This is a genomic window from Sporomusa malonica (assembly GCF_900176355.1).
GTDB lineage: Bacteria > Bacillota > Negativicutes > Sporomusales > Sporomusaceae > Sporomusa > Sporomusa malonica.
Map to the genome: position 1 here is coordinate 146,228 of NZ_FWXI01000003.1, position 13,476 is coordinate 159,703.

At 43.9% G+C, this 13,476-nt stretch carries 14 protein-coding genes; 2 read left to right on the top strand and 12 right to left on the bottom strand.

Annotated features, from left to right (window positions below):
* Window positions 1–207: 207 nt before the first annotated feature.
* Both B9A22_RS04385 and B9A22_RS26235 read left to right on the top strand, forming a co-directional pair.
* A complete protein-coding gene (locus B9A22_RS04385) occupies window positions 208–1,446 on the top strand; it encodes an aldo/keto reductase (protein ID WP_139796164.1) in 1,239 nt (412 codons plus the stop codon).
* Window positions 1,447–1,470: 24 nt separating this feature from the next.
* Complete coding sequence (locus B9A22_RS26235; protein ID WP_281252348.1) at window positions 1,471–1,596, top strand: hypothetical protein; 126 nt, start codon at window positions 1,471–1,473, stop codon at window positions 1,594–1,596.
* A 21-nt stretch (window positions 1,597–1,617) separates the two neighbouring features.
* Here B9A22_RS26235 and B9A22_RS04390 read toward each other — a convergent pair whose 3' ends face one another.
* From B9A22_RS04390 to gcvT, 12 genes are all read right to left on the bottom strand, one after another.
* Window positions 1,618–2,751, bottom strand: coding sequence for an MBL fold metallo-hydrolase (locus B9A22_RS04390; protein WP_084574497.1), 1,134 nt, complete (start codon window positions 2,749–2,751; stop codon window positions 1,618–1,620).
* Between the two features lie 108 nt (window positions 2,752–2,859).
* Window positions 2,860–3,693 carry an ATP-dependent sacrificial sulfur transferase LarE gene (larE, locus tag B9A22_RS04395; RefSeq protein ID WP_084574498.1) on the bottom strand — a complete coding sequence of 278 codons (834 nt, stop codon included), beginning with the start codon at window positions 3,691–3,693 and terminating at the stop codon, window positions 2,860–2,862.
* 58 nt (window positions 3,694–3,751) lie between these two features.
* Window positions 3,752–4,606 (bottom strand): nickel pincer cofactor biosynthesis protein LarC, encoded by an 855-nt coding sequence (gene larC / locus B9A22_RS04400; protein WP_084574499.1) that lies wholly within the window; start codon window positions 4,604–4,606, stop codon window positions 3,752–3,754.
* A 49-nt stretch (window positions 4,607–4,655) separates the two neighbouring features.
* Window positions 4,656–6,014, bottom strand: coding sequence for a 4Fe-4S binding protein (locus tag B9A22_RS04405; RefSeq protein WP_084574500.1), 1,359 nt, complete (start codon window positions 6,012–6,014; stop codon window positions 4,656–4,658).
* A 4-nt stretch (window positions 6,015–6,018) separates the two neighbouring features.
* Window positions 6,019–6,975, bottom strand: coding sequence for a DUF362 domain-containing protein (locus B9A22_RS04410; RefSeq protein WP_084574501.1), 957 nt, complete (start codon window positions 6,973–6,975; stop codon window positions 6,019–6,021).
* Window positions 6,976–7,224: 249 nt separating this feature from the next.
* Window positions 7,225–7,470 (bottom strand): hypothetical protein, encoded by a 246-nt coding sequence (locus tag B9A22_RS25795; protein WP_217805875.1) that lies wholly within the window; start codon window positions 7,468–7,470, stop codon window positions 7,225–7,227.
* Window positions 7,439–7,864, bottom strand: coding sequence for a twin-arginine translocation signal domain-containing protein (locus B9A22_RS25800; protein ID WP_217805876.1), 426 nt, complete (start codon window positions 7,862–7,864; stop codon window positions 7,439–7,441). Before B9A22_RS25800 ends, B9A22_RS25795 begins: the two co-directional genes overlap by 32 nt.
* Window positions 7,865–8,600: 736 nt before the next feature.
* Window positions 8,601–9,035 (bottom strand): VOC family protein, encoded by a 435-nt coding sequence (locus tag B9A22_RS04420; protein WP_084574502.1) that lies wholly within the window; start codon window positions 9,033–9,035, stop codon window positions 8,601–8,603.
* 50 nt (window positions 9,036–9,085) lie between these two features.
* The gene (locus B9A22_RS25805; protein WP_217805877.1) at window positions 9,086–9,451 is read right to left on the bottom strand and encodes a DUF4070 domain-containing protein; all 366 of its coding nucleotides are present in this window, start codon (window positions 9,449–9,451) and stop codon (window positions 9,086–9,088) included.
* Window positions 9,427–10,404 carry a B12-binding domain-containing radical SAM protein gene (locus B9A22_RS04425; protein ID WP_217805878.1) on the bottom strand — a complete coding sequence of 326 codons (978 nt, stop codon included), beginning with the start codon at window positions 10,402–10,404 and terminating at the stop codon, window positions 9,427–9,429. The genes B9A22_RS25805 and B9A22_RS04425 overlap by 25 nt, the downstream gene beginning before the upstream one ends.
* 24 nt (window positions 10,405–10,428) lie before the next feature.
* A complete protein-coding gene (locus B9A22_RS24930) occupies window positions 10,429–10,680 on the bottom strand; it encodes a hypothetical protein (protein WP_139796165.1) in 252 nt (83 codons plus the stop codon).
* 57 nt (window positions 10,681–10,737) lie between these two features.
* Window positions 10,738–13,380 (bottom strand): glycine cleavage system aminomethyltransferase GcvT, encoded by a 2,643-nt coding sequence (gene gcvT / locus B9A22_RS04430; protein ID WP_084574503.1) that lies wholly within the window; start codon window positions 13,378–13,380, stop codon window positions 10,738–10,740.
* Window positions 13,381–13,476: the final 96 nt, after the last annotated feature.

The following is a 13,476-nucleotide window of genomic DNA, read 5'->3' on the forward strand; positions in this document are numbered from 1 at the left end:
CGTTCACAGGGTATCACTTTGAGTTAACTTCAAGTCAAGTCTTTTTTTATTTTAATAACAAAACTGTTTTAGATTGATTCTGTCCAGTAAACGCCGGAGCCATAATATATGGTTGCGGCATTTTAAATTTTTCCCCAAAAATACTTGACCTTGAGTTAGCTCCAAGTGATATGCTAAATTTATTTAGTAAAGAATGGAGGCAACATCATGGAACGTCGTGATTTTATCAAAGCTATGGGAGCCGGAGCCGTAGGTCTCATGCTTGGCGGCTGTAATTTTAAATCGCCTTGGTCAACTGCTGCCCCAGACAATACATCATCCAACGACAAAACTGCACCAAATTTCTCCAGTACGGTTGAATATCGTACCCTGCGGGCCGGAGCAAAAATCAGCACCATCGGCCTCGGTGCCGGTTCTCTGCATGAGTCGTCTCCGGCTCAAATCGAAAGAATGATCGCTTATGCTTCCGAGCAAGGCATCAATCATATGGATACCGTCATGTCGCACTTTGGGCCGGCAGATGCTATGGGCCGTGCACTAAAGCAACGGCGTGACAAGATGATGACGATAATGCATATCGGCGTCACGTATCCGCGCCAGACCTACACGCGGACGCGCGACTTAAAAGAGGTACAGCAGGGCTTCGAACAACAGCTCAAAGGCTTTGGCACGAATTACAGCGATATCGGACTCATCCATTATGTTGACCAGCCTGATGATTTTGAGAGAGTGATTTCCAACGGCCTCCTGGATTACGCTCAGAAGCTCAAGCAGGACGGAACCATCCGTTACCTTGGCTTTTCTTCGCATTCGGTGGATATCTCCCGCCGCTTTCTCGAAACCGGCCTCGTGGATATCTTTATGTTTAGCCTCAACCCAGCCTATGACTTTGTTCCGGTTGATGGCAAGCTGAAGCTGTCCGAAGAGCGGCGGCTGCTCTATCAGGAGGCGGAAAAACGCGGCGCAGGAATCACGGTCATGAAGGTGTATGGCGGCGGACGCCTGTTAAGCGACAGTTCCTCGCCGTTCGGCCGTGCTATGTCAGTGCCGCAGTGCATCCAGTACGCATTGGATCGTCCGGCCGTTGTCTCCTGTCTGCCCGGCGTACGCAATATGGAGGATCTCACCAGTGTACTCGCCTATTATAAAACCTCGCCGGCGGATCGCGACTATTCCTTTATCGCCAGTGCACAGCATCAGGACATGAACGGCGTCTGCATTTACTGCAATCACTGTCAGCCATGTCCTTACGGTATCGATATCGCCGCTGTTAATAAATATTTTGACCTGGCCCAAGCCGGCGACGGACTTGCGAAAGACCACTATTTCAAACTGAGGCGGACAGCCAGAGACTGTACGTACTGCGGCGTATGTGTACCACGCTGTCCATTCCACGTAGATATACTCGAACGTATGCACAAAGCCAATGCATTCTTCGGCCGCTGAAGATAAGCGAAAAGGAGGGCCGTTATGAACATGCGTAAAGGTCCATACAGCAGGTTATTTCCTGCCGTATGGACCTTTTTGTCCAGATTCGTATTTCCCGTGATTACCGATAATCACGAGGATCACATGTTTGGCCGTACACCGCTCTAATGCTTAAAGGTTGATTTCGATTTATTTGACCCGTTCCCACCAGGAGGAAAAGACTTGCTGTTCATTTTCGAGTTCTACCGGCTCCCCGATCAGGGGAGTAAGAAGCCTGTAGTTCTTATTCTGACTGGCAGCAGTGATGCGTTCAAACGGATCATTCCATGGATGGTTGGCAATGCTGAATTTCCCTACGTGCGCTGGCAGCAAGGCTTTGGCCTTTAGGTCTTCGGCAGCCTGTACCGCCTCTTCCGGTGTCATATGGATATACGGCCAATTTTTGTCATACTGACCGTTATCCAAAATAACCAGGTCAAACCCTTTGAAGCTTTCTCCAATTTGCTTAAAGTGCGTTCCATAACCGCTGTCACCACTGATAAAAACCCGGTGCTGTGGAGTTTCCAACGCAAAGCCCGTCCACAAAGTTTTGTTTTTGGTGAGCATACGCCCGGAATAATGGCGTGCAGGCAATACATGGACACTAAAGCTATTTTCCAGCTCCAGTGCGGTAAACCAGTCAGCCTCATGAACGGCCTCTTCAGCAAAGCCCCATTGTTCAAAATAGGCGCCTACCCCTAAGCCGCAAATTACATTTTTAATTTTTGGTTTCAGAGCAGTAATCGTGGGATAATCCAAATGATCCCAATGATCGTGGGTAATCAGCAAATAATCGATTTCCGGCATATCTTCCGCTGTGTATGAATTGGTTCCCGCAAAAGCCTTGTTTGCAAACGAAACAGGGGCCGCGTAAGGGCTAAATACAGGATCAATCAGAATTCGGTTGCCTCCAAGCTGCATAAAATACGAAGAATGACCAAGCCAAATCACCATATCCTGACTCTTATCCAAGACCATCAGATCTGTTTTTATGGAAGGAATGGCGTCTACCGGCATCAGCCGTTCTTTTTTGGTAAAAAGAGACTCCCACCACAAAGAAACAGAACTTTTTCCTTCTATCAGTGTAAGCGTGGGAACTAAATTCTCAAATTGCCCGTCAATATAATGGGGTGAATTTTTGATTTTATCAAGGCGGGCACCTTCAGGCAAGGTTCCAAACTTAGGCTGCTGTAGATAAAGACCTATACCAAGAGATAACATAACCAATAACAGGCCGAAACTTATTAACGAAATGAAGGATATTTTTCTCAACCACCTTGTCATACAAATCTCCGAAAATCTGGTTTTGAAATATATTGTATAAATTCTAAATTAAAATTTAAGCAGGCAAAGTCTCTACTTTGATTCATCTTAAGCGTCCCCCTCACTACTTTAATGTCGTGGACTTACCTCTCCCAGCGTTTCGTTCATACTGCCGCTGCGATATCCGGCCAGGTCCAGAGTAACAAAGTTGAAACCAAATTGCTTTAATGCACTATGGATGCGCCGAGCGTTTTCAGGTGCGGCAAGAACTGGTATATCGGCCGGAGAAACCTCAATACGGGCTAAGTTATCATGATGGCGTACCCGGATCTGTCCGCTGCAAAATTCTTTTACCACTTTTTCCGCCTGTTCGATTTGCCCCAGACGCTCTTTGGTAATCTCCAGACCATAGGCCACCCGGGATGACAGGCAGGCGGCACTGGGTTTATTCCAGGTAGGCAGACCCCATTCCCGGGAAATTTCCCGTATCTCCGCTTTCGTTAATCCAGCCTCTAAGAGTGGGCTGCATACCCCCTCCAATTCATCCACCGCTTTCATGCCCGGCCGGTAATCCAGGCAGTCATCAGCATTGGCACCGTCAAGCACCCAGGCGTAGCCATGTTCTTTCGCCCACCGGCGCAAAGCGCCAAAACGGGTCTTTTTACAATAATAGCAACGCTGGCCTGTGTTGGCGGCAAATTCCGTGCTTTCCAATTCATCAATGTGCAGCAAGACATGGCGGATGCCCAACTGGTCGGCAATCACCACCGCTTCTTCCTTCTCTGTGGCCGGCAGGGTAGCTGAATAAGCGGTTATAGCTATCGCTTTATCTCCCAGGCTGCGGCCAGCTGCAGCTGTCAAAAATGTGCTGTCAACCCCGGCGGAAAATCCTACAACGACGCTGCCAAGACCAGATAATAATTCCATTAAGTGATCCAGTTTAGACTGAATTTCAGCATTCATATTATTAATAATGCTCCTTTTTCCATATTCTAAAAAAACGAATCAAATTTATATAGTTTTAATATTGATTGTAATTGTCTGCCTTCATCATTTCGCAAACCGCTTTCGTATGCTGCTCACTCTGATCATGCCTATCTTCACAGCCAAGATATATTCTTAAAACGTTAGGAATCTCAAGCTCTCTATGACCTATTCCATAGCCAATCTTTTCTACGGTAAAGTCCACATGATCTGTGAATGTACCAACATTTGCCGCCAATATCGCAGCTCCAGTCGGTGTAGTCGTTTCAAAAGGTACTATACCTGATTTCACGGGAATATTTTTTAGAATTTCAATAGTTGCCGGAGCAGGAATGGGAATGATACCATGGGCACATTTTACAAATCCTCCTCCAAGCTGAACCGATGATGCCATAATTTTGTCTACCTTTAAATACTCTAAGCACACTGCAGCTCCCATAATATCAATGATAGAGTCTACGGCTCCAACTTCGTGGAAATGCACTTCATATAGGGGCTTTCCGTGAACTTTTGCCTCGGCCTCTGCTACCTTCATAAAGATAGCTAGGCTTACCTGTTTAACCTGATCACTCAGGCTGCTGCTAATGATGATATTTTCAATATCTTTTAGATTTCTATGATCATGATGAGCATGCCCATGGTCATGCTCATACACCATACCGCTTTGTGATTCATGGTGATGGTGGTGATCTTGTTTTAAGACCACATCGACTCGGGTACCGCTTATTCCTTTTTTCATATCCTTCTTTACATGCAGCTCATATTCAGCATCCAGATTAAGCTTAGACAATTCTCGTCTTAAATACCCCTCATCTACACCCAAATCCAACAATGCACCGAGATTCATATCGCCACTGATGCCACAAAAACAATCATAATATAACACTTTCATTGTCAAACTCTCCAATTCATATTGCCTTAATTTTATATCAACAAGATGGTTAATTGGGAAAAATGCGGATAGCGGCCTCGCCATCAATCGGGCACGCATTCTCGCATGAACCGCATCCCACACACTTGTCGGAGAGAACGGTAGGCCGATGATGTTCATCCCCTTTGATTGCCAAAACAGGACATTGTTCGCCGCAAATAAAACACAATTTCCCCTCATTCCAGGCTATACAACGAGGTTTATCGATAACTGCCTTACCCATCCGGATTTTCTCCAGAGGCACCCCTCTAATGGCTCCGGTCGGGCATACTTCCTGGCAGGCCAGGCATAAATCACAGCGATTTCGTCGCGGAGTGATATAAGGTGTTTCAAAGTTTGCGATTCCGTCAGTAATAGGCATAGGGCGCAACGCTTTGCTAGGGCAAACCTGAACACACCTTCCGCAGCGGTTGCAAACGGCAGTGAATTCGGGCTCCGGCAGAGATCCTGGAGGGCGTAAAACTTTGTCCGCTGCCCAAACAGTTTTTTTCCATAAAGCAACAGCCACAACTACGGCAAAAGCGGCTTTGAAGAACTGTCTCCGCGCTTCTTGATGTTTTGTTGCTGCAACAACACCGTCGGAATCAAACTGACCATTCTTACCGCGCCAAGAACTCTGCTGCCATTCGATTGCCTTTGTGGGACAAGCCCTTTGACAGTCCCCGCAGGCTAAACACCCTTCCTTCACAACACCGGTACTCAACGGTGCAGCACCGACAGAACAGGTCCCTTCGCATTTCTCACAATGCACACAGTTTCCCGCAATCTGGTAACGAAAAAGCCGCACTCTTGCTGCTAATGACAAGAGAACTCCGGTCGGACATAGCATACTGCACCAGAGACGGGAAAAAAACAGGGTGCCTACCGTTATCCCAATAAGCATCCATGGAATATGTCCCTGCAAAACCCTAACAATCTCATGGCTAAACAAAGCAAAAGGGGTTAAAAAGAAGACCCAGTTTGAGCCCAGGACAAAGACAATCACTAAGAAAAGCAGCCAATAACCCCGCATAGGCTGTACGGCTTGTAACACTTTGCTTCTGGTCAGTGACAGCTTTTTAAAAACTGTCCGGCCAATTTTATCAGTCAGCGCCAACAAAGCGCCAAAAGGACACAACCAGCCGCAAAATATTCTCCCCCACAGCAAGGTTGATGCCATCGTCAATAGCGGCAGCCATACCCAGGAAGGAACCTCCTGCTGCCAGCGAAACTGACTCAGCAAAAGCCAGGGGTCAAGCCGCGAAAACCATTGTAACAATAGATTTTCTTGTCCGAGCGGGTATGATAAGTTGGCAAGCAACAATACAAACGAGACTAACGAGACTAGCTGCAACACATATCGCAGCAATAGCGCTTTCTTGGATTTCATTACATTACACCTTCACAGCTGTAAGCTTTTGCAGATCCATCTCACCCACGCCCAACTCTGCAGCTGCCGTTATATATCCGATTTCTGTCGGCTTAAGCCCAAACAATGTCGCAGCATAAGTGTCAACAGCGACAGGGTCGACACCAAAGATTACCTGATTCCATTCACGAATGGTCCCCGGTCCAGTAGGGCCATTATCGGTAATCCCTCTTATAGCGTCGACAATGGTAAGATGGGGTTTACGGAATGCAGCAAGTTCAGCAATACATTGCATAAGGTCTGTCCTATGGAAGTAGCCACGGTCCCATACAAGCCCCATCATATTTTTCAGACCTAGAGTCACCTTTGTCATACTGTGATGCTTGAGAATGGGAAAGTTAATAAATACGTCAGCATTTAACACATCTTTTGAAAATAAGGTTGTTTTCAGGATTTTACCGCCCATATCAACCTGTGTATAGAAACTCTGCGCATTGATGGCAAAAGCTTTTCCACCTACCGATTCCACTGCTTCCTTAATGCCGCTATTCGTTAGGCATACAGGCGGACTCTGAAAAGGATAATCAATGACTTTAACTTCCTTGGCCCCCGCCGCTAAACATTGTTTTACGACAGCGGCTACTAACTGCGGATTGGTCGTTGCAGCTTCTTCCGGTTTTCTGGAGACGCTGAAATTCGGCTTTACTACCACTGTCGCCCCGCTCCGGACCAAGGCGCCTATTCCCCCAAGAGCGGCAAAACCTTTTTCGATTAGTGAATTCGGATCACTTCCTTCCGATATAATCAGTTTGCCACGATCATATACACTTGCTGCCGCAAGTGCCGCTTGATTGTTCGGTGTATTCTGGGTATTAGTGTTTTGCGGATTATCGCTTTTCCCAGAAAGATTCAATCCACATCCTGCTAAGCCTAACGATAATAATCCATAGCCGACCCCACTGATAAATTGACGTCTGTCCATGATTCATCATTCCTCTCTATCAGTACTCCTGCATGCTTGTTATTTCCTATTTATCCTTTTTATGCAAACAGTTCATATTCAGCATTGTTCATCATCCAACATATATAAGAGTTATCATAAAAGGCAGCCGAGCCAGAACCCAGCTACCTTCGCAGGTAATTCATATATTGAATCCTACTACCATGCATATATTAACTGCCTTTAATACATATACAAATTAGTTGACAAACATGTTATGCAAAAAATGCATCAAATTTCTACCAAATTATATTCCCGACTGCCCATTCCCAGTGTGTTCATATATTCGAGCTGATGCAGGCCGCCACGGGATTCAATGCGTTCGGCGATATCACGGCGTTGATCGGCAGGCATCTGGTAAATCAGGTCTATACCAGCCTGGTCAACTGCCAGAATATCTGTCGAGCCGAGAATACCAATGTCATCACAAGTCGGTTTTGCAGAACTAGTCCCGGCGCGGACTTTTATACAGTACATTGCATTCGACAATTGCGCTACGCGGAATCGTCCGCTGCAGGTTTTTAATGTATTCAATTGGTGGTAGATTCGGGCCATATGGCTCGCCGGTTTGCAGTTTGATCCCGACTCTGCCGATAATCCCCTGATTAATCTTTTCATAAATCTTTTGTACGCCTTTCGGGCTTAAATCCCGCGTAAAATACACAATGGGCTTGCTCGGATCATACTGTGAAACTGCATGTGATCCATCCCAAGTGACTCGGGTCGCGCCGTTTTCCTGTGCATGCGCAGTTAGCTGGCTTAGCGTTGGAATTGCTGCCATTGCTGCTATTGTACCGCCAGCAAACCTTAGAAAATTACGTCTAGTAAATTCCTTTGTTTTTTTCTCTTGCTGATCATTCGTTGTTTCCAATCTTTTTCGGCTCCTTTTTGACATATTCTATCACTTGAAACTTGGAGAAAGTCAAAGCTCCAAGGATATAACTTTTAGCAAATACCGTCTTCGTTGCGGAGAGCGATTCCATCTTGAAAGATTGTCCACTTTAAAACAGTCTAGCATTTGGAGTTAACACCAAGTCAAGCATTTTTTTAGGGGAGCTCAGTTAAAACACCCTCCTTTCACATATCAAGGTTTATGATAAAAAATTAATAAACCCTATTGACCTTGAGTTAGCTCAAAGTTGTATTATAAAATACGAGCATTACCTTAACTTATCCAAATAATGATTGCAATTCCAATGATACTTTTATATGAAATCAGCATCCTTCTGGTAAAATATGTGCTGCGCAAATAGATAAGCTTAGCTGTATCCTTCATATTGGCGCAAAGACAAGCCGGTTACAGTGGTCTCCAACCACCGCAACCGGCCAATTAATTTTGTTTAAATTCAATTTTACTACCATGTCTTTACACATCAAATACCTTTATGTTTTCAAGCAACCAAGCGGTTAATTTTTTTGAAAACCGGACATGCAAAGGCATATCATAGGCCAATTTGACAAAGTCCAGAATTTCGTCGTCATTAAAGTTGTTTCTGAGGGTTCAAGGCCGTTCAGTATGCTATCTATAATCGCCAAGATTGATGGCAAGTTAGATGCTCATAGATGGCTTCACAATATATAACATTATACGCTTAATGTACCAATCGTTATTTATCCCTCTTTTCCTCCCAAAGCCGTGTACGTTCTTCATAACTCACTTCTTTGTGCATTTGATGCAGCATCCATATATAGCCGAAAGCATCGCTAAATATGGCGTTTGACACTCCGTAGTCAGGCAATTCAGTCACAGGCTGCACCTCAATACAGCCCGCATTGACCGCCTTTGCAAAGGTTTCCTTGATGTCAGGAACGAGGATGTTAAACCAAATCGATTTGGGTTCATCCAGGTTTGGTGCTTTCAATGCGAATTTCGGATTTTCATCCAACATGTGAAAGCGTACTCCATATAGCTCAAATATGACTTCATTTTCACCCTTGGGGAAATTCGAGACCTCAACACGTTCGACATCAAATATTTTTTCGTATAATTCCAACGCTTTCAGGCTGTCGGAAACAATCATATTAATTTCTGCTCCTACCATTTAAACACACTCCTATAGTGTCAGCATTTTGATTCATTTTCCTCTGCAAATTAGCGAATATTCATATCTATTGGACTGTTATTACGTAATTTCTTTAGACAATAAAATCCGTTCATAAACAGTGATAACAATATTGCGCCTAGCCTTAATTTAAATAACCCTCGAAATATACGGGTAGCAGAGTTCTTGAATGAAAAAGCCTTATTCCAAAGACTTCGATGCGCCATTAAAAGTTCCTCTGGCGTCATTTTATTCGGGATAAATGCGACATTGTATCCGTTATAAAACTCCAGCCCACGTTGACTAATTATCCGGTGTTCTTTATCCAATTTTTCATATAAAGCAGTCCCTTTAAACGGTGTCAATATACTGATAAAAGGTACGTCAATACCTACTTCGGGAAGATAATCTGCCATTTCAATATACTGTCCGGTGTATCATGATCAAAACCAGATATTAGACCCGCCATTACACTTATACCACGGCTGCGCAATGCATCAACAGCATTTTTATACTTTTCGATTTTGTTTTGCCCTTTGTTGGCATCGTTCAAGGAGTCACCATCAAAGCTTTCTATTCCAAAAAATACGCCAATACAACCTGAGGCTTTCATCAGATCCAAAAGCTCTTCATCATTTGCAATATCAATACTCGCTTGAGTAAGCCACCATTTTTTTAGAGGAATCATTTTGCGCAATAACTCTTTAGCATATTGTCTGTCCGCAGTCAGATTATCATCCCAGAACCAAACTACCTTATTTTGCCACCAACGTGAAAATTTATCATATTGGATATCTTGCAGAACAGCATCCACAGGCCGTTTCCTATACCCGGGATTGAGCGTTGGAACTGTACAAAAGGAACAATTGAAAAAGCAGCCTCTTGTTGCTTGTACCACCTTTTTCACAAAGAAAGCGTCCGGAAGCAAATCATAACGAGGAGTTGGGGCAGTTTCCAGTGTCGGCGTTTGACCAGAATAGATCTTTTTTAGAACTCCTTGGTCAGCATCATGTAGTAATTCTTCCCAAATATTTTCTACTTCCCCAGTAATTATAGCATCCACATAATTCAAGGCTTCATCGGAGTAATAAGTAACATGCGGTCCACCAGCAATGACTATTTTCCCTTTGTCTTTAAATCTCCGAGCCAAAGAATATGCTTCAGGTGCAAAACCACTAAAGAACGACAACGCAATCACATCAGCCGTTGTATCGATATCTACTTCCTCAATCTGTTGGTGTAATACTTTTACCTCATATTTGGCTGGAGTCAATGCTGCTAAATAAATCCCTGTAATCGGTGGCACAAAATTAGCCTCATGACCATTTTTATATCTTTGCATATACACGATAATTATTTCTATTTTCATAAATTAGTCATCCGTTACGCAATCTTAAAACCCTATATAAACAATACAAAGGTTTTCGTTTGCTTCCCAATTCAACGTGTCTAATTTTGCCGGAATTACTTTCCGTGTCCTCATATTGTGCATCACCTGCTTCAGATGCACCTTTGCATACTGCCGCTTTGCCTCGGCGTCCGCCAAATCGACCTCACCTGAAATAATGCGCTGATGAAATTCATCGAAGTCCGGTACATTTATATTTGGATTGAACGGTACACCTGATGGGACAGATAACATCATTATCCGAAGAAGATTGTTAAATAGTTGTCAGGGTAATCTCCGGATTTTAATTCTCCCTCAGAAAGTGGACATCAATTTTCCAAGGCTTTCCGTAATATCCTCATCAGTAAAGCAGTATTTCAGGTCGGTGAAATTACCCCTAAATTTTTCCACTTCTTCCTTGATGCTTTTATTCTTTAGAACGATGTCCGCTATATATTCTGCCGTCTGTTCAAACTCTTTGTGTCCGAAGCCGAATCTCGTCATTTCAGAAACGCCAATCCTGATTGCGCCGGAAGCCGTGAAGCCTTCTTCTTCGGGCGTAGCCTGATAGTTGACGATGATATTGTTGTTTTCGAGCCTGTTTGCTATTTCCGGCCCTGTGCCATATCCCACCCTCACAATTACTTGATGAGTCTCCGTGTAAGATATGGAAGGATCGCCGGCAACATCCAGTCCGGCATTCTTAAGACATTTTGCAAAATACTTGGCATTTTGGATTATATTCTTCTGATATTCATCTTTGAAGCTGTTCATTTCATATGCTGCCATCAACAGCCCAAGCATAGTACCCAGGTGGTGGTTGCTTACGCTTCCCGGGAAAGCCCTTGTTTCGATGTTTTCCCATAATCCGAATTTATAATCATCCTTGTCGTAATTGCCTGCAATGATTCCTCTTTGAGTGCCGAAGTAGGTCTTATGTGTTGAACCTGTGACAATTTCAGCACCTTCATCAAATGGATTCTGGAAGTGATCCCCTACCAGTCCAAGTACGTGAGCCATGTCATACATGATAACCGCATTGATTTTCTGTTCATCGATAAACTGCCGGATTTCCCTCACAGGTTCTTTATGCAATACCATGCTCTTACCGAAAATGATAAGCTCTGGTTTATATTTCTCTATGACTTTTTTCGTTTCCTCAACATCGATTTTGAAACTGTTATCCTTTTCTACCGGGAAATTGACAACTGCGTTTTTTTCGGTGACAGGATCAATGGCTATATAGTCATGCAAAGCGCCCATAGGCTGGGCACTCAAGTGTCCCCCCCTGATGATGTGATTGTTTAATACATAGCCCAAGCGCGAAGCGTCCTTTTTTCTATTTACCCTGTTTTTGAAATCCATAATCGCACTAAAAACTGCAGTGTTTGCCATCTGACCGCTGACAACTCTTGTTTCTACCTCAGTACAATTGAGGTATTTTTTCAGTTCTTCCATTAATAAATGTTCAATCTCATCAATGAATCCGGTACCTTGATAGTAAAAAACATCGTAGTCATAGAACGATTTCGTTTTCTTGTGCTCCGCATACCGGAAAGAAGGATCCATCACCGACAACAGTCTGACAGCGGCAGAATGGGTCTGCTCAGAGGGGATAAGGTTAATGGTGTTTTTCTGTCTCCATAAGGTGTTCCGATAACTTCTGTCGATAAGATTCAAAGCTTTGGTCTTGTAATCTGCCGAACTGTCTAATTTACAGTCTATTAGAACTCCATAAATAATCGGTCTGGCGAACGGAGGAGCATCGCTTTTCAGATGATACGGAGGGATAACAGCCTTTACCTTGTTTCCTCTGATTTCTACCTCCACATTGTCTTTCAGTTCTACATCGCCATCAAGAAGGGCCAGACCGATTGCTCTCATTGCTTTATCATCGGTAATTTTGCTTTCAAGCCCATATCCTTCGGTCTTTAAATAAGGCACCATTGTTGCGCTTGTTATGTAACCTATTTCCTTATCACCTTTGAAAACCTTGCAGCCTGCCCTGGCAACACCTTTATCAATCAATGCGATCGGTTTTATTATTCTGGTCAAATCCGACAAGTCGGCAAAATCTCTTTCCGTTATCTTTTTAAACCCTTCATATTGTTTTGCCAAAGATTCTTTGCCGATATAAGCGCCTTTGGCTTCAGCAAAGCTTACGGCAAATTTAGCCAAAGGGCATGAGAAAATCGGGATTTCCCTGCCGTCAGGACCTAAGCCCAATTCATGTCCATAAAGAGGCAGTCCGGCTTCAAGCCTCAGTGTATCTCTGGCGCCAAGGCCGATAGCCATAGCCCCATACTCAAGCAACCTTTCCCAAATAACGGCTGCCTCAGAAGCTTTAATAAACAATTCAAATCCTAACGGCTCTCCGGTATAACCCGTCCTGGCAACAAGCACTTCTTTCCCGTCAAACTTTAGAATATCCAGTGCGTTCTTTACCGGTTCTGTAAGATAAACGCTGCCGGTAAGTTTACTGAGCACGTTCTTCGAGTCCGGTCCCTGTACTGAAATCATAGCAATCTCGCTAGACTTATTGGTAATTCCTGCGTCAAAATTCGCTATTTCTCGTTGTAAATGTTCCCAATCCTTCTCGGCGTTAGCAGCATTTACAACAAGCAAATACTCATCTTCATAAAAGCGGTAAAGATAAGCATCATCCAGCGCTCCGCCATTCTCATTCGGAATCATGGTATATTGCGCCTGCTTAAGGTCAAGGGCAAAAACATTATTCGTCAAAACATATTGTAGAAATTTCGCAGCTTCTCTGCCGGATATAACGAATCTTCCCATGTGCGAAACATCAAATATGCCGGCATTTTTCCTGGTATAAATATGTTCCTCGATGATTCCTGATTTATAATTGATCGGCATTTCCCATCCGCCGAAATCCACCATCTTTGCGCCTGATTTTACGTGATTCTCATAAAGTACTGTTCTTTTTAACGCTGTCATGTTATCAAACCTCCATAATTTTCATGCAGAAAACTGGCGATCCACTCCGCGTTTTTTTCGATACTCAAACACCGATAAACTTGGTAAATATTGGAG

What these genes read in the sequence shown, in the direction of transcription:
- B9A22_RS04385 (WP_139796164.1), top strand. Translation starts at nt 208, where the DNA reads ATGGAACGTCGTGATTTTATCAAAGCTATGGGAGCCGGAGCCGTAGGT.
- B9A22_RS26235 (WP_281252348.1), top strand. Translation starts at nt 1,471, where the DNA reads ATGAACATGCGTAAAGGTCCATACAGCAGGTTATTTCCTGCCGTATGG.
- B9A22_RS04390 (WP_084574497.1), bottom strand. Translation starts at nt 2,751, where the DNA reads ATGACAAGGTGGTTGAGAAAAATATCCTTCATTTCGTTAATAAGTTTC.
- larE (WP_084574498.1), bottom strand. Translation starts at nt 3,693, where the DNA reads ATGAATGCTGAAATTCAGTCTAAACTGGATCACTTAATGGAATTATTA.
- larC (WP_084574499.1), bottom strand. Translation starts at nt 4,606, where the DNA reads ATGAAAGTGTTATATTATGATTGTTTTTGTGGCATCAGTGGCGATATG.
- B9A22_RS04405 (WP_084574500.1), bottom strand. Translation starts at nt 6,014, where the DNA reads ATGAAATCCAAGAAAGCGCTATTGCTGCGATATGTGTTGCAGCTAGTC.
- B9A22_RS04410 (WP_084574501.1), bottom strand. Translation starts at nt 6,975, where the DNA reads ATGGACAGACGTCAATTTATCAGTGGGGTCGGCTATGGATTATTATCG.
- B9A22_RS25795 (WP_217805875.1), bottom strand. Translation starts at nt 7,470, where the DNA reads ATGTACTGTATAAAAGTCCGCGCCGGGACTAGTTCTGCAAAACCGACT.
- B9A22_RS04420 (WP_084574502.1), bottom strand. Translation starts at nt 9,035, where the DNA reads ATGGTAGGAGCAGAAATTAATATGATTGTTTCCGACAGCCTGAAAGCG.
- B9A22_RS25805 (WP_217805877.1), bottom strand. Translation starts at nt 9,451, where the DNA reads ATGGCAGATTATCTTCCCGAAGTAGGTATTGACGTACCTTTTATCAGT.
- B9A22_RS04425 (WP_217805878.1), bottom strand. Translation starts at nt 10,404, where the DNA reads ATGAAAATAGAAATAATTATCGTGTATATGCAAAGATATAAAAATGGT.
- B9A22_RS24930 (WP_139796165.1), bottom strand. Translation starts at nt 10,680, where the DNA reads ATGATGTTATCTGTCCCATCAGGTGTACCGTTCAATCCAAATATAAAT.
- gcvT (WP_084574503.1), bottom strand. Translation starts at nt 13,380, where the DNA reads ATGACAGCGTTAAAAAGAACAGTACTTTATGAGAATCACGTAAAATCA.